16 protein-coding genes are annotated in these 18190 nt (G+C 57.2%); 11 read left to right on the top strand and 5 right to left on the bottom strand.

Translation table 11 applies throughout. The annotated features are described in order from the left end of the window. Positions 1 to 128 precede the first annotated feature (128 nt). From JEY66_RS34445 to JEY66_RS34420, 6 genes are all read left to right on the top strand, one after another. Positions 129 to 1358, top strand: coding sequence for a glycoside hydrolase family 18 protein (locus tag JEY66_RS34445; RefSeq protein ID WP_080650319.1), 1230 nt, complete (start codon positions 129 to 131; stop codon positions 1356 to 1358). Between the two features lie 699 nt (positions 1359 to 2057). Further along, complete coding sequence (locus tag JEY66_RS34440) at positions 2058 to 2861, top strand: glycosyltransferase (protein WP_041482739.1); 804 nt, start codon at positions 2058 to 2060, stop codon at positions 2859 to 2861. A gap of 182 nt (positions 2862 to 3043) precedes the next feature. Next, positions 3044 to 3613: a hypothetical protein gene (locus JEY66_RS34435; protein WP_026192363.1), complete on the top strand. Its 570-nt coding sequence runs from the start codon at positions 3044 to 3046 to the stop codon at positions 3611 to 3613. After that, positions 3610 to 4218 (top strand): hypothetical protein, encoded by a 609-nt coding sequence (locus JEY66_RS34430; protein WP_307724584.1) that lies wholly within the window; start codon positions 3610 to 3612, stop codon positions 4216 to 4218. The genes JEY66_RS34435 and JEY66_RS34430 overlap by 4 nt, the downstream gene beginning before the upstream one ends. Before the next feature lie 95 nt (positions 4219 to 4313). Next, positions 4314 to 4817 carry a hypothetical protein gene (locus JEY66_RS34425; protein WP_018270137.1) on the top strand — a complete coding sequence of 168 codons (504 nt, stop codon included), beginning with the start codon at positions 4314 to 4316 and terminating at the stop codon, positions 4815 to 4817. Between the two features lie 252 nt (positions 4818 to 5069). Next, the gene (locus tag JEY66_RS34420) at positions 5070 to 5963 is read left to right on the top strand and encodes a hypothetical protein (protein ID WP_018270139.1); all 894 of its coding nucleotides are present in this window, start codon (positions 5070 to 5072) and stop codon (positions 5961 to 5963) included. A gap of 316 nt (positions 5964 to 6279) precedes the next feature. Here the strand turns inward: JEY66_RS34420 and JEY66_RS34415 are convergent, their stop codons facing one another. Then, on the bottom strand, positions 6280 to 6603 hold the full coding sequence (locus JEY66_RS34415; protein ID WP_141382083.1) for a hypothetical protein: 324 nt from the start codon (positions 6601 to 6603) through the stop codon (positions 6280 to 6282). Positions 6604 to 6942: 339 nt separating this feature from the next. On the opposite strand from JEY66_RS34415, the gene JEY66_RS34410 reads away from it, so the two are divergent. The 3 genes from JEY66_RS34410 to JEY66_RS34400 all read left to right on the top strand — a co-directional run bounded on the left by JEY66_RS34410 (position 6943) and on the right by JEY66_RS34400 (position 11086). Beyond that, on the top strand, positions 6943 to 7293 hold the full coding sequence (locus JEY66_RS34410; RefSeq protein WP_018270143.1) for a hypothetical protein: 351 nt from the start codon (positions 6943 to 6945) through the stop codon (positions 7291 to 7293). A 135-nt stretch (positions 7294 to 7428) separates the two neighbouring features. Next, a complete protein-coding gene (locus JEY66_RS34405; protein ID WP_018270144.1) occupies positions 7429 to 9546 on the top strand; it encodes a prolyl oligopeptidase family serine peptidase in 2118 nt (705 codons plus the stop codon). 607 nt (positions 9547 to 10153) lie between these two features. Continuing rightward, positions 10154 to 11086, top strand: coding sequence for a LysR substrate-binding domain-containing protein (locus JEY66_RS34400; RefSeq protein ID WP_018270145.1), 933 nt, complete (start codon positions 10154 to 10156; stop codon positions 11084 to 11086). A 37-nt stretch (positions 11087 to 11123) separates the two neighbouring features. Here the strand turns inward: JEY66_RS34400 and JEY66_RS34395 are convergent, their stop codons facing one another. The 4 genes from JEY66_RS34395 to JEY66_RS34380 all read right to left on the bottom strand — a co-directional run bounded on the left by JEY66_RS34395 (position 11124) and on the right by JEY66_RS34380 (position 15733). Further along, positions 11124 to 11492: a DUF3088 domain-containing protein gene (locus JEY66_RS34395; protein WP_041482740.1), complete on the bottom strand. Its 369-nt coding sequence runs from the start codon at positions 11490 to 11492 to the stop codon at positions 11124 to 11126. Between the two features lie 34 nt (positions 11493 to 11526). After that, entirely contained in the window at positions 11527 to 12687 is a 1161-nt protein-coding gene (locus JEY66_RS34390) for an MFS transporter (protein ID WP_018270146.1), read from the bottom strand. Between the two features lie 370 nt (positions 12688 to 13057). Next, entirely contained in the window at positions 13058 to 15298 is a 2241-nt protein-coding gene (locus JEY66_RS34385; RefSeq protein WP_018270147.1) for a tetratricopeptide repeat protein, read from the bottom strand. A 108-nt stretch (positions 15299 to 15406) separates the two neighbouring features. Beyond that, positions 15407 to 15733, bottom strand: a complete 327-nt coding sequence (locus JEY66_RS34380) for a hypothetical protein (protein WP_016840799.1) — start codon at positions 15731 to 15733, stop codon at positions 15407 to 15409. A 391-nt stretch (positions 15734 to 16124) separates the two neighbouring features. Between JEY66_RS34380 and JEY66_RS34375 the strand changes: the two genes are divergently transcribed. Next, positions 16125 to 17753 carry an acyltransferase family protein gene (locus JEY66_RS34375; protein ID WP_018270148.1) on the top strand — a complete coding sequence of 543 codons (1629 nt, stop codon included), beginning with the start codon at positions 16125 to 16127 and terminating at the stop codon, positions 17751 to 17753. Positions 17754 to 17972: 219 nt separating this feature from the next. Then, the gene (locus tag JEY66_RS34370) at positions 17973 to 18179 is read left to right on the top strand and encodes a cold-shock protein (RefSeq protein ID WP_018270149.1); all 207 of its coding nucleotides are present in this window, start codon (positions 17973 to 17975) and stop codon (positions 18177 to 18179) included. The last annotated feature ends 11 nt before the right edge of the window (positions 18180 to 18190 follow it).

Raw genomic sequence — 18190 nt, 5'->3', positions numbered from 1 at the left:
CTGGCGAGGTGAAATTCGGGCTGATCATTCTGAGCCGACAGGTGCGCGGAAGCAGGACTGTTCATCCGTCGCGCAGACCACCTTGTCGTTTGAAGCAGGATACAATCTGAGAGGAAGGGTCGTAGGCCGTGGCAGTTGATCGTCGAACCTTCGCTCTGGGCGGGTTTTCTGCGCTTGTGGGCGGATATGCGCTGGTTCAACAGGGCCGGACCGCGCCGGCCCGGAGCGCCGTCATCGCAGGCTATGTCGCCCCGTGGAAGGCCCGGGCAGGCGGTCCAGGCATCAGGACGATTCCGGTTCGCGAGCTGACCCACTTGATGTATGCGTTCGGTACCGTTTCGACGGAGGGACTGGCCGAACTTGCGGATCGTTGCCTTGACGCGGGAGCCTGCGATGGAATCTCGCTCTCGAGTCCGCTCGGCGGTAACTTCGCCCAACTCGCCGAATTGAAGCGGGACAATCCGCAGCTTCGGATTCTGATCTCGCTGGGCGGTTGGAATGGATCGAAGTATTTCTCGGCCGCCGCTGCCATGCCGCTCTCTCGCGAGCGGTTCGCACGATCCGTGATCGATGCGTTCTTTCGGCCCTATCCTGGAATGTTCGATGGTGTGGACATTGATTGGGAGTTTCCCGTCTCGGGAGGACGTGCGGAAAACCTGGTGCACCCTGAGGATCGTCCGAATTTCACACTCTTGATAGCGGAATTGCGCCGACAGCTTGACGAGTTTTCTGCATCGGAGCACAGGGAGTTGGAGCTTACCATCGCTGTGTCGGCCGTTCCCGACAAGATTGTCAATCTGGAGGCGGCCGCCCTGGCCCGGCTGGTCGACCGGCTTCATCTGATGGCCTATGACTATCGCGCCGGCTCGGCCTTTGCCGGCTTCAACGCTCCGCTGTTCGCCTGCGCCGGCGATCCAGATCCTGATCTCAATGTCGATGCAAGTGTGAATGCCTTGATCCGGGCCGGCGTACCGCCTGCCAAGGTAGCGCTCGGGGTAGCTTTCTATGGCCGGGCTGTTGCGGACGTTCCGCAGGAGAACGGGGGGCTGTTCCAGAAGGGCGCGGCGGCGAGCGAGGAGTGGGGAGGGAGCGACGGCATCGATTATCGGGATATCGTTGCCAGGCGACCGGAAGAGTTGGGCTTTCGCAGGTATTGGAGCGATGAGGCCCAGGTGCCTTGGCTCTATGACGCCGAACGGCGCATATGGATCAGCTACGACGATCCGCTCTCCATCGCACGAAAGACGATGTACGCGGCGGGCCGTGGACTCGCCGGGATCATGATCTGGGACCTGTTCGCTGATGACGGTTCGCTGCTCGCGGCACTCCGCGTCCTTCCCGGAGGAACGCCCGAATAGCATTGTGGTCATCGCGTCACGCTGGAGCACGTTATCGAACGAAGTCAGCCGCGGAATAAAGGGCTGTGAGATCAGGGCCACGCCGGTTGAAACCAGCAATGTCGGAATCCGGCAACAGGCGGCATCGTTTCGAGAGGCACGCTGGCGGCAATGCGCGTCGTCTTCTGCCGGGATGCGACATAGGCACAGAATTGCGGACCGGTGTGGCCCTGGGCGGCGAAGTTGTAGATCCCGGCGGGCTGCGTCAGGCGGATCAGATGACGGTACCAGTGCATTTGGCAGCTTGCTTCTCTCCCCCGAAAATCAGGAGTGCGCGGAGGCGCACTTCGCCGGCGACAGATTGGAATGAGGACTGCGAGACCGGAAAAAGACAGCTTGAATCTCACGTGGCGTGAGCCTGTAGGCTTTGAGGCTATGAGAGAAAACGACACGCGGCGCAATGAATCATCTGAAAATAACGAGCTTCACGCTTCTCTTTTTCGACGCACCACGCGTGAGGACATCGTCGCGGTGCGTCGCTCGAGTTCTCTTTGAGAGGCTGCGCCCGTCGCTCAAGCGCGTCGGAAGTCCGAGGCGTTTGTGTTTGCGGGCAACACGTTTCTGTCTTCCACTTGCTGAACTGCTCGCATGCGGCGTCCCAGGCCGGCGCACGCGCGAGTTCGAGTTGTGCCTGCATGACGAGGGGCGGAGAGTTTTCGAATGCGCGACTGCGAAGGGGGATCGGTGACTTCTTACAATTTTCTCTTCGCCTCGTGGGGCACGTTGGGAAATCTCAGTCCGCTGCTTACGGCGGCTCGCCGATTGCGCCGTCATGGTCATCATGTCCGGGTGATCGCCGATCCGGCGATGCGGACAGAAGTCGAGGCCGCTGATTTCGAATTCGTGACATGGCGTCGCGCCCCGAAGGGGCGGGCCGCGGATCCAACGGATGTCTCGGACCTGCGAGATCGCATGCGCAGGGTCGTCTTCGAGCCTTGCTCTGCATACGCGGCCGATATTCGCGACGAGGTTGGCCGCGTGCCAACAGATGCGGTCCTCGGTCTCGACCTCCTATTTGGCGCGGCGGTCGGGGCGCAGGCATGTGGCGTGCCTTTCGCGTTTCTTTCGCCTCACGTCAGCATCCGGATTCTTCCGGGAATGCCGCCTGCGACTTCCGGATTGGGGCAACCGAAAACGCCCGCAGAGCGCGCCAAAGTCCGAGCAGCCTCCGCCGCGCTCGCTGCGGCGATGAATGCGTCCCTTCCTATCCTCAATAGAGCTCGCGTCGATTTCGGCCTTCCTGTTCTTTCGGACGCTATGGACTTGTTCGACCAGGCTGATCGAGTTCTGCTGGCAATCAGCCAGGCCTTCGACTTCGAGGCAGACGCCCTTCCGGGCAGTTTCCGTTATATCGGTCCCTTGCTCGATGTACCGAGCTGGTCAAGGTCGTGGCAGGCTCCCTGGTCTACGCGACCCGATTGTCCCCGCGCGGTGATCACCGCGGACGTGGAACCGGTAGATTAAATGCTTTCAAGTGTTTCGTTGCAATTCTGTACAAAAGTACATATTTTTCATCAACTTACGGCAATTCAAGATTCATGACTCAGGGTAGATAATGTAATCAAGACAACCTTCCATTGACGCGGGGCGGCCAATTATGGTGTACTGTCCTCAGTCCCAGGACAGAGGACGGCTGGATGGACGGGATGAAGAGTCAGGATTTGGTCGTTCTTTTGAAGCTCGTCAGCCTTCAGGAAGGGGAAAACGAGCCCACGCCGGGACAGCCTCAGCCGCGCTTTCAGGGCGATGATCCGTATTCAGTTCGCAACTTGGAAGCGCTTCTGGGAATCAGCAAGACGGAAATAAACGCCTCAATCAAACGAAGCCTCTCATCGGGACTTGCGATCAAGGACCGGAATACGGGGCGGGCAAATCCCAATCGCCGCGATCTGAATAATTTTATCATCCATGGCATGAAATTCGTTTTTCCGGCAAAGCCCGGCGCCATGACGCGCGGCATACCGACGGCCTTTGCAGCACCTATGCTTAAAAGCCTCTTGGTCAGCGGAGGAGAATACATCTACGTGTGGCCGTTCGCGGACGGACACAACATCGGGCAATCGGTTACGCCATTGTTTAAGAGCGTGCCGGAAGCTGTTCAAAAAGATGATCGGCTGTACGAATATCTGTCACTCATCGATGCGATCCGGCTCGGCAATCAGAGAGAGGCAGGCCTGGCCGGGGAACGTCTTTCCGAACGCCTTCTGAAAAAATGACTACCGTCAAAGGTCAATTGCTTCAAATGCTCCAAACGGTCGCTACGGCGCTGGGCAGCGCACTTCGCGAACGGTTGGTGTTTGTGGGGGGATCCACGACTGCTCTCTTTATCACCGACGACATCACCCTTGAGGGTGTCAGAGCGACGGACGATGTCGACCTCATCGTCGATCTCGTAGGGTTTGCAGAATGGACGAAATTGCAGGACGAGTTGCGACAGAAGGGATTTGCGGAGTCGCAGGACGATACGGTCATCTGCCGGATGCGCCTTGGGGATCTCAAAGTCGATTTCATGCCCGACGACGAGGATATTCTCGGATTCAGCAACCGCTGGTATGCGAAAGGGATAGAGACGGCGGTTACGGTGCCCCTTACCGATGAGCTGAATATCAAGCGTCTCAGCCCGGAATTGTTTGTAGCCACAAAGCTGGAAGCCTATCTCGGGCGTGGTCAGAGTGATTTGCTCGCGAGCCGCGACCTCGAAGACATCCTTCTCGTCATCGACGGCCGGAAGGAGGTGGTGGCGGAAATCCAGCAAGCCGATGCCGACATACGCCAGTTCATTGCCGAAATTCGCGCCGCTACTCGAGCATCCCGACTTTGATCATTTTCTTGCCGGCAACATCCGCGGCCCGGAAGGGCGTATCGACATCGTCCGTGAGCGCTTCGTAATCGTAAGCCAATGCGCTGGTGACTGAGATGGGAATCGACGTCAGTTGGCTCAGCCAAGCCGGTACCAGGACCAAGTACAATCGAGATTGTGGAGGGGTCGGCATACGTGCCGAGGGGGCTTTATGCGTGGTTATGGATGGTTCAACAAGCGGTCACAATAGCGGAGAGTTCGCCCAGCAGATTACGCAGGAGCTGATAAATTGGTATATCGCCGCCGATGGGAAGTTGACGGCGGAAACGCTTACTGCGCGCTTGCGACAGATTCATGAGATCGTGGCCGAAGCATACCCTCAAGCTTCTGCCAGCTATATGATCGTGAATATCCGGCCCGACGCGACGCTTGCTCTGTACGCCGGCGACTGTTTGCTGGGACGGCGTAACGCGAAAAGGGGCATTGAGTGGCTGAGCCGGCCACACACGCTTGCCAGCGTAACCGGCGAAACATCCATTGCGTCAATAGCCGACCGTCCCGCGCGTCATCTCCTGACACGTAGTTTTCGCGCCAGGGAATTTTGCTTCCCGAGGCCATGATGCCCAAAGGCGAAGGCGAGTTGCTGATAGCTACCGACGGATTCTGGGCAGACCTAGGTCCCGGCGAACAAATCCGCTTCATGGATGAGCAAGACGTTCCCGTGGCAGCCGAAGGTGACGACCGAAGTCTCCTCCAATTCCGCCTCACAGGCAGCCCGCGAGATAGTGATATTCGCGGTCACCATGACAATTTTTACGTGAGAAGTACCTAAGCAGAGCATCTGACTTGCTGATTCGTGCGGAAGTTCAGGCATGACAAACAAAATAGTGCGCCGAAATCTAAAGAGCGGGCTGTTTGCTTTTATTGACCTCCTTGGCTTTTCGGCTCGCGTGGAAGCAATAATCAACGAGGAGCAGCTGCGCGCCCTCGATGACGAAGTTGTACACGTTCAAAACGAGTTCGAGCATAAATCTACTGACAGATTCATCCGGGAAGAACACAAGATCGTCGGCAAGACGGTTCTCGCGTTTTCCGATTGCCTTGTTATTTCTGTCCCTCTGCACTCCAAGGTCGCCGATTCTGAAGGGACTTTCGACCTACTAATGAGCGAGCTGACTAGCTACGCCTGGGCCCAAGGCACTTGCGTGCTTCGCGGCATCTTCCTTCGTGGAGGCGTTGACCTGGGGTTTTGGTACCGGCGAAAGGACACCCTCATTAGCCCGGCGCTGGTTCGTGCCTACCGGCTTGAGCATGCCGCGTGCGTTCCCATGATTGCCATCACGCCCGATCTCCAGACTTATCTCTCCGATCACCCGCATCGCAAATACTACAGCGATGATGTCGATCCGACCCCGAAAACGCTGATGCAGTACAGCAACCTTCCGAATGGCCAGACCCAATGGTTCATCAACTACCTTCGAATCTGCTTGGACACGATTGAGCCTACGATCAGCGGTGAGGACCGAGATCGATATCAGGCGGAAGACCAAGACGGTCGGGATCGTATGCGCACCGAAGCTTGGCAGAACGCGTGTCGAGACTGGGCGAGGCAGCACCGCAATGCAATTTTGACCGCCTATGCGTCTGCAGGGAATGACGAATCCGTGCGCGCCAAATATGCTTGGCTTTTTCGCTACCATAATGAAGAAATTGGACGCTTCTTTGGAGAAGAGGCGCAGGCGCTCTCAATAAGCCAAGATGAGTAAGCTAGATTGTGAGCCTGCCCCTGAATTAAAGTCATCGAAGGCTAACATGACATAAGCATAGCAATGCTCGGCATTCTGGCCGGTCCACGCTACCAGCTCTGCTGGTTTAGGATGTGACGATTCAAGCGGAATGGCAGCCCGTTCTGACACCTTAGAGGATATTCGATTTTCGCTCGAGATAGTCGCCGAGCGCGAACTTCTGCATCTTGGCGCTAATCAAACACCAGTCGATCTTCGTTTTCTTTCGCGAAGCCCATTTCGTAGCGACGTCGGGAATATCGTTGGCGATATTCTTGATTGCTCCGAGCACATGCTCCTAGAAGACCGTGGCGCTTGCCCTGTCGTTCACAATGGGGGAAGGCCCTAACGAGGCACTAAGGCGTTGCTCGCCAGCTTCTGTGTTGGTGATGATGCCGAAGTTGATGCCGGCCCAGTCGAGCGCCAATAGTGCATCGGCAACCACAATTGTATGGGGAAGCTTGACGATGCCGCGACGCGCGCCATCGGGGGCAATCGCATCTCGAAGGCGTCCGGCCGCATTATGATCGACGATAAGCCGGTCTGCTTCTGGCCGTGTAAGTGAGTCGTACGAGACCTGATGGACGTAGACAATGTGCCGATGTCCAGCCGCCTCGGGCACGCCAAGGAGCTCGATGAAACCTTGTAGGATCTGCGTGAAAATGGTGCCAGCGTCTATTCGGCGACGCGCGATCGCAAGTTTCGCTACGATAGTAGGGAAGATGCGCCGCCGGTTCTCCTATCTAGGACTACGACGTGATCGCGGCGGATGAGGCGTCCGCACCTCGGATTGGCCTTCACCGCCTTGACGAGTGCACGCAAGTCGTTGAACGACAGCCACTTGGCTCGGCGTTGGTCAGCTTCCCGAAAGCTAGCTCTGCCACCCTGGCGTCGTGGGGATATCACTCGGAGCTGATCTGCGACTGAATCAAACGCAAACATCGTCAAACGGAGTTTTGAGATGGTTCGAATTCATGATGCGCTCGACACGGCAACCTTGGCTTACGGCAGTACATCAGGCGCTGCGAAGCAAGATGAAACCATAAACCAGCACGCCTTTAACCAGCAGCTGCACGAGATACCGCCGGAGCTGGATGAACGAGCCGGTGCAGGTCCCGCCCATTCTATTGCCTCGGACGAGGTGGCGGATGTTGTCAACCAGCGACCCGACATGAAGCTTGTCATTATTTCGAACCGCGGCGCCGAGTTCAAGCCCGATAAACCCCACGCCGCCGGTGTCTGCTTGGCAACCAATGTCGGCAACCGGACATGGTCCTGCAGCCTTGAGCGGCTGAAACTTGCGGCTCTTTAGCCGGCACGCAGCTTGCAGTGAATCGGTCCGCAAGATAGCGCAAGCTGCGCTGTGTCATGCGTGCTTTCCGCTGCTTCTGCTCGAGGGGCGCTAGGTGTGCGAGCGTGGCCCATCGGCCTCATCGGGAGAAAGTTTATGAACACGTCACTCCTCTCCGCCGCGCTGCCTTCGATTGCCCGCGCCACGTCCACGGCGATTTCACAGGAGCGAACGACTATGACGACGAATGATCCATCGCTTTGGCTCGAGGACATCGAAGGACAAGACGCGTTGGCATGGGCTCGCGCCGAGAACGAGAAGACACTTGGGGTGCTCCAGTCAGATCCGCGGTATCAGCGATTCTACGAACAGGCGCTCTCTATCCTGCAGGCCAAGGATCGGATTGCATACGTTTCGTTGGGACGGCGCGGCTTAGAGAATTTTTGGCAAGACGAGAATCATGTGCGTGGCATATGGCGGCGCACCACTATGGAGAGCTATTGTAGCGAGGATCCACAGTGGGAGACCATCCTGGACGTGGACGCGTTGGCCGTCGCCGAGAACAGGAACTGGGTCTTTCAAGGTGGCAGCTCTCTTCGGCCTGAAGAGCGCCTCTGCCTGATTCATCTTTCCGACGGCGGCAAGGATGCCGCGTCCATACGCGAGTTCGACCGCGAGGCCAACTCCTTCGTTGCGGGCGGCTTTTATCTTCTAGAGGGCAAGCAGAACGTCAGCTGGGTCGATGGTGACACACTCCTTGTTGCACGGGACTGGGGCGAGGGGTCATTGACGCAGGCCGGCTATCCCTTTGTAGTGAAGGAGCTCAAACGCGCTCAGCCGCTCAGTAGGGCTCGCGAGATCTTTCGCGGCGAGCCTACCGACGTTCAGACGGTGCCCCTGGTACTTCGAGACAGCGAAGGTCAAGTCCATGCGACCGGCGCCATCCGTTTCATCAGCTCTGTCGAGCGTGATTATGTGGTGTTCCGCCCCGATGGGCCCATCAGGCTCAATCTCCCGAAGAAGGCCGCAATAGTCGGGCTCGCGAGCGGCCGCCTGCTTGTGGAACTTGACGAAGAATGGGAGCCCGGTGACGTCAGGTTTGGGACAGGCTCGCTGATTTCGTATGATCTGGCCGAATGGAAACAGGATCCGCTACGCGCCAAAGCCTCGCTTGTCTTCCAGCCTGGGCCCCGCCAGGCCCTGAGCGGGGTCAGTCGCACAAAGAATTTGTTGATCCTGACCATCCTTGAAAACGTTCAGAGCAAAGCGCTCGTTTACAAGTACGATCAGGGAGCCTGGTCGGTGACGCCGATCCAGCTGCCGCAACATGCAAATGTCAGCGTGTCAGCCACGTCCGACCAAGCGGACCAGGCGATGTTCGCCATCTCGAACTATCTCAGGCCAACGTCAATCTGGTATTTTGATGCCGAAACAGAAAAACTTGAGGAATTGAAGACGACACCTACTGCCTTTGATGCGTCCAATCACGTCGTAGACCAGTTCGAAGCGACTTCGCGTGATGGCACGTCAATTCCCTATTTTCTGGTGCGGCCGAAGAACGCGAGGTTTGACGGCGCGATCCCGACACTTCTTTATGGCTATGGCGGATTCCAGGCTTCGCTTCTGCCATCCTATCTCGGAGCCGTGGGGCGGCTCTGGCTCGAGCAGGGCAATGCCTATGTCGTTGCGAATCTGCGCGGTGGCGGCGAGTTTGGTCCACAATGGCATCAAGCAGCCCAGGGAGCAACGAAGCAGACGACATGGGATGATTTCATTGCCGTTGCCGAGGACCTGATTCGTCGCAAGATCACGAGCCCGCGACGGCTGGGCGTAATCGGCGGCAGCCAGGGCGGCCTACTCGTTGGCGCCGCAATCACCCAACGTCCCGAGCTCTTCAACGCGGCGATCATCCAAGTGCCGCTGTTTGACATGCTTCGATACACCAGCCTCGGCGCAGGCGCCTCCTGGATTGCCGAGTACGGTGATCCTGCCATCGCCGAGCAGCGTGCGTGGATCGAAGCCTACTCGCCCTATCAGAAGCTGGTACCGGGCAAGACCTACCCCGCTCCTTTCATTCTCACCTCCACCAAGGACGACCGCGTCCATCCGGCGCACGGCCGGAAGGCTGCTGCGAGACTAGCTGCGCTCGGTCAGCCCTACTTCTACTACGAGAACATCGACGGAGGACACAGCGCCGCGGCCAATCTGGTCGAACATGCGCGTCGACTAGCGCTTGAATATACCTATGCATCGAAGCGGCTTTGTTCTGATTAAATTCGGCGCAAGCTTCGAATCGAAGCAGGTAAATCCAGGTCATTGCATATCTCGATGTCACCACGTTCCTTGGCTGAATTGATCGAGGCGGACGGGAGGCGATAGCAGAGAGCCATCCAATCAGCGGCTAAGGTACAATGCCGGATTTTGAGAGTGATTGGAGCAGTTCCATGGGCGCGAGAGGCGTGCGAGCGCAATCCCAACTAGCAGCTCGTTTGCCAGTGTGGCGAGCCCGGCGGTATCTCCGACGGGCAAAGTATTGCATAGCCTGATTGACCCAGGACTTGTTGTTCCAAGTCGAAAGCTCGTTCCATCTTTTCGGGGAGAAAGCGCAGCAATGTCACGCCGCCAAACAGGATTTCTCATATTAGCGCACCAGGAGCCACTACATCCGAAGCGTCCGTATGCCTCGATCAAGACCAGATCGAAACTGGGGCAGGGAGCTTGGGCGGTGAACTCGCGTTGATCGGCCATGTCGAAGAGGTGTCAGTGGCCAAGCGCGTCCGGCCAGTCATCAATAGCGTCGTTGGTGCCTAAGATAAATCGGGCGCATCATAGGCCACTAACAACGACTCATCGCAGTCTGCGACGCCATGAAGTAAGTCAGATGCGCAAGCTTCCTATTCTGAAAAGCCTGCATCTGTTTGAGGCGGTCAGCGAGTTTCCAAGCTTCTCAAGGGCCGCCGAGCGGTTAAACATGACGACCGGCGCGGTAAGCTACCAGATGCGGCTTCTTGAGGATTGGTTCGGCAGAAGGCTATTCGTTCGCCATAGCTCGGGCGTGCGGCTGACATCCGACGGCGAGCAGCTCAAGCGCAGCTGTGCGAGCGCGTTCACAATGCTGGAGAAAGGATGCTACGAGCTACGAAGGAGCGATGGAGGACGTTCAGTGGTGGTGGGCTGTTCAACCACATTTTTGTCGCACGGCCTGTTGCCCCGGATCGGTCGGTTCCGCCAACTGTATCAGGATATCGATTTTGTCTTTGAAACTGACGCCGATCTGGACGCGCTGGCTGTTGGGGCCGTGGACGTATTGTTCGTTTCCGGCCTGTTGAAGCGACCGCTTCCCGTCCGTGAAGTGCACGTATCGAACGAGATGATCGGTCCTGTTTGCGCGCCTGCTATGCTCGAGACGATCAAAAGCCCGGCAGACATTCTATCGATTCCTCTCCTTCACGAGGCCGCCAGGATGGACGGCTGGAACGAATGGGCAAGCGCAGCTGCAATATGCTTGCAGGGGTCGCGCCTCGTCGTGTTCGATACATTTTCCTTGGCTGTCGAGGCAGCAAAAAGTGGGCTTGGCGCCGCAATATCTTCGCAAATTCTGGTTCGAAGCAACCTTGAGAAGGGAGAACTTGTGGCTCCGTTTGGCTTTGCGCCGGTCAATCGCTCAATCTACATGTTTGTCAATGGGCACGCGCGAAATATGGCGGCTGTTAAAGAGTTTGAACGATGGGTCCTGTCAGAAATATTCAGTCAGGATCCGCTATCGTCTTTGCAGGTTGCAACTCGAGAGATCGAGCGGGCCACTCTCAATTAGACTTAGGCCAATGCGGGCGTCAAAGCGTTGATGACCATCATGGGCAAAGCGTCACTCTTCCCGGATAAGGGGCCGGGAACCCGTGGCGCAGAGCTAAAAGATGAAGAATTGCAAATGAATCGTCGACATAGGCGAGCCCGTTCGCGTACTTCGCATTCTCCGGTGCGATGCTACTCTTCTCGAAGATGAGAACGGGGGCGGACTGATGATCCTGGCCAAGCCTCTCGATGAGTGCGGTTCGTGGCTTGGCCCAGGCAATCCGACGAACGTCCAACCTCGCAGCGCGGCTTGGAAATGCGGACAATATCCCGTCCAACAGCAAGCATTGCCAGCAATAGAATTCTCGTCCCGGCAAGGCCGGATCTGAAAAGGGGCGCTCTAAAAGAAATAGCTGATCCCATGGCATCGTATGCATCCCTGATCTAGCGAGCGACAGGACCTCAAGCGTGAGAATGTCTTGATCTGATTATGGCAAGGCTCGCGACGGCGAAAGCAACAAATGCACTCGCCGCGCATAGCAACACGATCATGCCGAAGGGGAGCCGATCACTCAAAAGCGACAGAGCAATGCCATTTCCCGCGACGCCGCCATAGGTACAACATTGAAATAACCCGGAAAGGCGGCCGGCTCGATCCGGAGCCACTGAAGAGACCATGTGGCTGTGAGCGGCAGCGGCAAATATTTGGCCAAAGCCGAGCATTGCGCTGCTTGATGCGATGACTACGGGCAGGCCAGCATCGAGCGACATGATGGCAAGGCATGCCGCAAGCAGCACTGCGGCCCCGGCGATGGTTGGCAAGGCGCCGAGCAGGTTGTAAATCGGCTTGACGGCGAGCGCTCCCAGCAAGGCCAAAACTCCATTGGTCATGACGATCGTCAATAGAACGCTTTTATCGAGAACCCCGTCAGCCGTTGCACGTATAGCAGGATAGACATTGATGATGCCGGCGCCGAGGTTGAGCAAAAATACAGCCAAGAATGCGGGATAAAGAGGTGCTAGGTCTAGGATGGTTCCGGAGGGCTGTGCCTCAAGGACTGTTGGTGTCCTTTTGAACTGCTGCTTAATACCAAGGAGCACGATCAAGGACAGGATGATCGCCGATAAGTTGAACGCCAAAACGCCAGGCAAATGCAATCGGTCGGAGAGCATGGCACCCGCAAACATTCCGAGCAGATAGGTGAGCCAGTCAATGTTGGCAATGTTGCGCAACACCGAGATCATGTCGTCTTCCGATGTGATACGACGGAAGAAAGAAACTTCTGCAGACAAGTAGACGGGCTGCACCAGGCTCAGGACGCCGATTGAGGCATAGCTCAGAAAGGAATCGGCGCCGTCGGTGCCGAAGATGGCGAGCAGCGCGAAGATGCGAATAGCATTGACGATCATCATGACGGAGATCGGATTACGTCTGTCGACCAATGGCGACAAGAAGAGGCTCCCAAGCATGATAGGCGCAAAACTGACGGCAACGCCGAGACCCGCGGCGCTCATGCCGGATTGAAGAAGGCCGATCAGGATGCCAATTCGAAACGCCCAGCCGCCGATCTGAATGATCAAATGCGACAGATAAACGAACTGCCGTGTGCTTGCACCAGTCATCTATAACCTAGCTCATCGAACACGCCATCGTGTGGATATCGCTTGATGCAGAAGCGAAGATGACGCTGGTCTCGTGCCGTGACATCGATGGGATGACAAAGAAGGGGCATAACCAACGCTCTCGCCAACCGCGCGACTGGTCAAAAGGCACCATATCTGCCTCCCTGTCTGTGGCAGGCGGTGTTTCGGGACCAAATGCTGGCCAACGCGGTTCCCCCTGCTTGGTCAGATCCTATGAATTTGCATCACTTGTCGCGCAACAGGATCCGCCAGACTCTGCCCTAAGCTTTCAGGTGCCTGCTACCATTAACCTGGAGATCCTGCCGCACGTCGTCGGCTTCGACGGCAATCAATGCTATGAGCCGCAAGCTCATGACTGTTCGGCGGAAGGCGCAGAAGCTCGGTTGCGCCGCGAAGCCAGGTCAGCTTGCAGACTTGCCTGGATGTGCTCACGAGTGAGGAGGTAGTCTGGATCTCCCCCAATCTCGACTGCGACCGTGGCGTGGTTCAGTGACATATCTGGCCGACCCTCGTTGAAGTACTCGATGGCGAGATTGTTGTGCGTGAGCGCATGCCGAGGATTGAGTTCAAGGGCTCGAAGATAGTGCGCGATGCTCTCGCTCGCCTTGCCAAGCTCGGAATAGGCAAGGCCGAGGTTGCTCTGTAAATCGGGATTCTTGGGATCGATATCGGCTGCCGCTAGATAAGACTTCAGAGCAGCTTCCGGCCTATCTTGCCGCATCAAAATATTGCCCTTCTGGAAGTGAGCTCGCCATTCGTTTGGCTTGATGACAAGCGTTCTGTCGAGATCGGCCAGGGCGCCTGCGGCATATCCCATTCTGTTGCGAAGTGCGGCCCTGTTCAGATGGGCTTCGTAATAGGGGGGACACAGCTCAATGGCGCGCGCATATGCCTGTAGAGCCTCAGCTTCCCTTCCGGGCACTTTCGAGAGCAAGTTCCCCAGGTCATTGTGATACTCGCCGTAATAGGGATCGTAGGCGATGGCCTCACGCAGCTGCTTTTCAGCTCGAGGAAGATCGTCGACGAGTTCATAGACCTGACTGGTGTTGTAGATCAGAATCGACTGGTGAAGCTTGAAACGCTCCCCGCCATAGGCCTTAAGCATCTTGCCATGGCCTTCCGCACAAAGGGTGAGGGCTTCGTCATACTTCTCCTGCTTGGCCTTGATGTAGGCATAAGCGTTCTCTGCAAACACCTTGATATAATCGTACTTGTCGTGATCCTTGAAATCCCGCTCGATGGTCTCCAGGTTTCGCAACGCGTACTCTTCGGCGACCGTCAGATTGACCGGTTGCTGATAGCGTCCATACGTCATCGATTGGGCATAGAGAACCGTTGGCGTGTATCGGCTCTTCGGGAATGCCTTGTAGAATTCATCCAGATAGGGAACCGACACCCGGCCGCAGCCGAGCGAATACAGCACAAAAGCCGCGTTGATGAAGGCAGCGTTTGCCGGAGCGTCTCCCGGGCCGAAGGTGCGGAGCGCAGGATCGGCGAAAATTTCACCGAAATAGCCAAACCAGAGATCGTACAAACCGATGCTTTGGAGGATCTGACTCGGTTCTGCAAGCAGTTCCAGACGCTTGTATTTGTCCCGTATCGATAGTGCATGAAGCATGACGAGCGGCGCCTCGCCCGCCAGATAGCGGTCCAGGCAAGCGCGGTGCAACTGCTCATGCAGATGATCTGCGGTCGTCTGCTCGAAAATTGCATAGTTTCGTTGCGCGATGAGATCAGGCGTCGTGCAGTCGGATTCAATGTACGATTTGAGAAGGCTGTGCCGTTCCCCGGAGTTGAGGCTGGCGAGATAAAGGTCCACTATCGCGACGGGGTCGAGGTAGCCGATGACCGGCAATCCGGCCGCTACGCATGTGCTTAAAGCCTCCGCAATCAGTGGATTTCCGCCACTTGCCTCATGAATCTGCCGCTGTTTCTCCGCAGCGACTTCCCGATCCAGGATCGGCCCCAGTTCCTGCAAGCTATATCTGCCGAAATGAACTTCGCTGGCGTCCTGGAAATAGAGGCGTTGTTCGTAATCGATCAGGACAAAGCGAAACAGGCGCGCATCGTGGTCCAGCCTGACGAGCAGCTTGATCAGGTTCTTGGCCGGGGCGGACAGGGCGGCCGCCCGGTCGATGACGATGATGTGACGCTCGTTGCGCTCTTGGGCGCACCGGATCAGGAATTCGGCTAACCCGACCAGGAGCTTGTTTTGATATTCATGATGATAGAAGCGTGTACGCTCCTCTTTACTTGAGGTATTGGTGAGATCCTTCGGCACGGTAAAGGCATCGCTGACCAAGAGAGGAAACAGCCGCTTCAAGGATTGCTGGGCCGTCTCAACCAGTTTTGGCCTATTCTCATCGGCCCACCGCAGTTCGGCGTCGATCAGCTCTTGCAGGCCGGCAAGATAGCCGCCGATCCGCCAGTCGCCGTCAACGACGGAAAGGTCGGAACTAGAGCTCGCGAGTGCCGATTTGATCGTCGGCACCGGTGCCATGCCAGGCTCCGTCTTCAAGATCGTGATCGGATTGATCTCGACGGATGACAATATGGACGGAGCGATGCGCTGCTGGATCAAATCAACCATCTTACTCTCCCGAAACGTCTCACAAAGGAGGGTGGTCGCAAGGACCACCCTCCGATGCCGCTATGCTCTCATCAGGTGGATGCATTCAAGGCACCCGTCGAACCAACCCTAAAGCGTACCCGTGTACGGAGTGGTGGTGCGGATGGTGGTCTTGATCTCAGCGATCTTCTTTGTCATCACGTTTCCTTTCCTTCTCTGGCACGCCAGGCCAAGCGAAGGCGCGGCCAGTCGTGCAGGAAAAGAATAATGAGTTGCTGCACCAATCCGCAGCGAGATTCCTTGACCGTTGCTGTCAAAGAAATTGAAAGCGCAGCTCAGACTGGCGCTACCATACCAAAGGACCCGATCTGGCGTTTGGATCCGCTGTAACTGGAGCTGGGCTTTGTCGCGCGTCGCCAATGCAGTTCCTTGCTCTGCGCTGACCTGGACTTGCATCGGGCACTTTCGGCGCCCAACGCAGCGAGCAAATTGGCTGGCAACGGCTCGTCATTTTAGGAAAGCGCTCCGGGAGCAAGCACGGGTTCAGCAAGTATGGCGGCGACCGGTCAAGGGACGTCCCTTGCGCCGGAGCCGGTCGAGCGCGGAATATTCGAATCCGATCCCCCTACCAGAAGGCAGAGTTTCAGCGTTAGCGGGCTTGCCAATAAGGTGCTGCGGTCGCTCTGATTTTGATTTGAGCTACCGAAGGAACCTGGCTGGTCGCATGGCAGGCTCGCGCAATGCGATCGGTCCTCATGGCCGCTATCGCGTTCCTTCTCCAGCAGACTGCCCTTGCGCCATCGATCGCCAGGATTTGTACCCAACGCGCAAATGACGAGCGACACCGATGGTTAAGCAGATACCCGCGCTGACCGGAATCCGGTTTGTCGCGGCAGCAGCAGTGGCATTGTCTCACGGTGGAAGCCTGTTCCTGGAGGGTACCAGTCTTGCACTCGATATCAGCATCGGGACGCTGGGCCTGTTCGGAATGTCCGTCTTCTTCACGTTGAGTGGCTTTGTCATTCAATATAACTATGGCAGCTCGATTGCCGGCAGCCCGCGCAAAGCGATCCCTGAATTTCTCGTGGCGCGCATAGCCCGAATCTATCCTCTGTTTGTTGTTCTCTTTCTCGTTGAGCTCTTGACCGGACCGATGGTCTGGCCATGGCTTCTCGGAACTAAGGCGGCAACCGAGGGATTTTCGTGGCACATTGTCCCGTTTCAACTCGGGATGATTCAAACCTGGTTCTTCGCAAATGTAGCCGGTGTTGCCCCCGTCTGGCAGTACGAAGAGATCGGCATCGTCTCCTGGTCAGTCAGCACCGAATGGTTTTTCTATCTCTTTTTTCCGCTCGTTTGCCCGGTACTTGCGCGGATCAGAACTGCTCCGGCGGCGATCTTATGCGCGATTGGCGCAGGCACAATCGAGCTTGGCATCGACCTTGCGGTGTACATGCTTCAGGGCCGCATCAATCTGTTTGCGCTTCATGCCTATGGGACGGGTGCGGCTCTGCCGAACTGGAAGAACACGCTCATCCTCTGGATCGTCTACTTTTCGCCCTTTTGCAGGGTATGGGAATTCGTCCTCGGCTGTTGCTTGGCGAAGCTCCATGAAGCGTGGCTGGCCCAGGATTTCAGACCATCTCGAGCTTTGCTCGATATCGCCGCAATCGTTGGTGTCGGCGCGATAGGCTGGGTGTTCTGGTTTACCGCCCACAAGCCGCCATTTGGGGCGGCCATGAGCCTGTTCGATATTGGGCGCAACAATATCGCTCTGGCGGCACCGATTGCGCTCATCCTTGTCGCGGCGGCTCAGCCCGTCAGCAGTGCAGGACGGCTGTTGTCGGCAAGGTGGCTCGTCTTCCTCGGAGAGGCCAGCTTTGCGCTTTATCTTGTACACATCATTATCTACCAGCGTTTTCCGGTGGTACGTTGGGAAACCGCAAGCCAACTGCTGGGCCATCTCGGCGCGCTCGCGCTTGCTTTCACTCTGGCCACCTGCGTCGCGATCCTGCTGCATTTTGGCTTGGAGGTACCGGCCCGAAGACGAATTCGCAGCTGCTATCAGGCGGCCTCGCCAGAACAGCGCAGGCGCCTGGTACGATTGGGAAGCATTGGCCTTGCCGCTCTCGTCGGCGCGGCCGCAACGTATGCGCTGCGTGATGCGGCCGGGGATGCCGTCACCCAATCAGGTATTTCGGTCGTTTCTGCCACGTATGGCGGCAATTGCCGCTGGATCTCGGCGCGTGGCAACGCCACGGGTGCGGTTGCAGCAGCCTGTAACGGCAAGGACGCATGCACTTTCAGTGCAGGCACGGCGCGGATCGGTGATCCTGCTCCGGGCTGTGCGAAGGAGTTTACGGCCGCCTGGTTCTGCAAGGGCGACCGCACCATTCGCTCCAGCTCGGCTGCGGATGAGCGTGCCATGATCTCCGCTCTGCAACTCTCCTGTAACGCGGTCACGCGCGATGAATGAGTCGAAGGTTCAGACGTCATTCGGATTCCGAGGCCCTGAGGCGAACTGGCTTCAGCATTAGGTCTTGCTGCCGGCTGCGCAGAGCGTTCGGGCCGCGTAGGTTATACGACAAAGAGGTCGCGGACGTGACGGGTGCAGCGAACCGGCGTCTCTTTGTCCACCTTGATGGCTGCGAGACTCTTCGCTAGATCACAACGGTTCACTTATGGAGATGCCGCCGTGGCAATGGGTATTGTGAAGTGGTTCAATTCGACCAAAGGTTATGGCTTTATTCGGCCGGAGGACGGAAGTGCCGATGTCTTCGTGCACATCAGCGCCGTCGAAAAGGCCGGTTACACCACCCTCGAAGAGGGTGCCCGGGTAAGTTACCAGCTCAAGGCAGGCCGTTCGGGCAAAATGTCAGCCGAGGATCTAAGGGTTGGCTGATCCAGTTCGCC

It is taken from the genome of Bradyrhizobium elkanii USDA 76 (assembly GCF_023278185.1).
GTDB classification, from domain to species: domain Bacteria; phylum Pseudomonadota; class Alphaproteobacteria; order Rhizobiales; family Xanthobacteraceae; genus Bradyrhizobium; species Bradyrhizobium elkanii.
The sequence above is the reverse complement of the archived record's forward strand: the minus strand, read 5'-3'. Positions and strand labels throughout refer to the sequence as shown.

Coding starts and splice junctions, on each gene's coding strand:
- JEY66_RS34440 (WP_041482739.1), top strand. CDS start 2,058: ATGCGCGACTGCGAAGGGGGATCGGTGACTTCTTACAATTTTCTCTTC.
- JEY66_RS34435 (WP_026192363.1), top strand. CDS start 3,044: ATGAAGAGTCAGGATTTGGTCGTTCTTTTGAAGCTCGTCAGCCTTCAG.
- JEY66_RS34430 (WP_307724584.1), top strand. CDS start 3,610: ATGACTACCGTCAAAGGTCAATTGCTTCAAATGCTCCAAACGGTCGCT.
- JEY66_RS34425 (WP_018270137.1), top strand. CDS start 4,314: ATGGGAATCGACGTCAGTTGGCTCAGCCAAGCCGGTACCAGGACCAAG.
- JEY66_RS34420 (WP_018270139.1), top strand. CDS start 5,070: ATGACAAACAAAATAGTGCGCCGAAATCTAAAGAGCGGGCTGTTTGCT.
- JEY66_RS34410 (WP_018270143.1), top strand. CDS start 6,943: ATGGTTCGAATTCATGATGCGCTCGACACGGCAACCTTGGCTTACGGC.
- JEY66_RS34405 (WP_018270144.1), top strand. CDS start 7,429: ATGAACACGTCACTCCTCTCCGCCGCGCTGCCTTCGATTGCCCGCGCC.
- JEY66_RS34400 (WP_018270145.1), top strand. CDS start 10,154: ATGCGCAAGCTTCCTATTCTGAAAAGCCTGCATCTGTTTGAGGCGGTC.
- JEY66_RS34395 (WP_041482740.1), bottom strand. CDS start 11,492: ATGCCATGGGATCAGCTATTTCTTTTAGAGCGCCCCTTTTCAGATCCG.
- JEY66_RS34390 (WP_018270146.1), bottom strand. CDS start 12,687: ATGACTGGTGCAAGCACACGGCAGTTCGTTTATCTGTCGCATTTGATC.
- JEY66_RS34385 (WP_018270147.1), bottom strand. CDS start 15,298: ATGGTTGATTTGATCCAGCAGCGCATCGCTCCGTCCATATTGTCATCC.
- JEY66_RS34380 (WP_016840799.1), bottom strand. CDS start 15,733: ATGCAAGTCCAGGTCAGCGCAGAGCAAGGAACTGCATTGGCGACGCGC.
- JEY66_RS34375 (WP_018270148.1), top strand. CDS start 16,125: ATGGTTAAGCAGATACCCGCGCTGACCGGAATCCGGTTTGTCGCGGCA.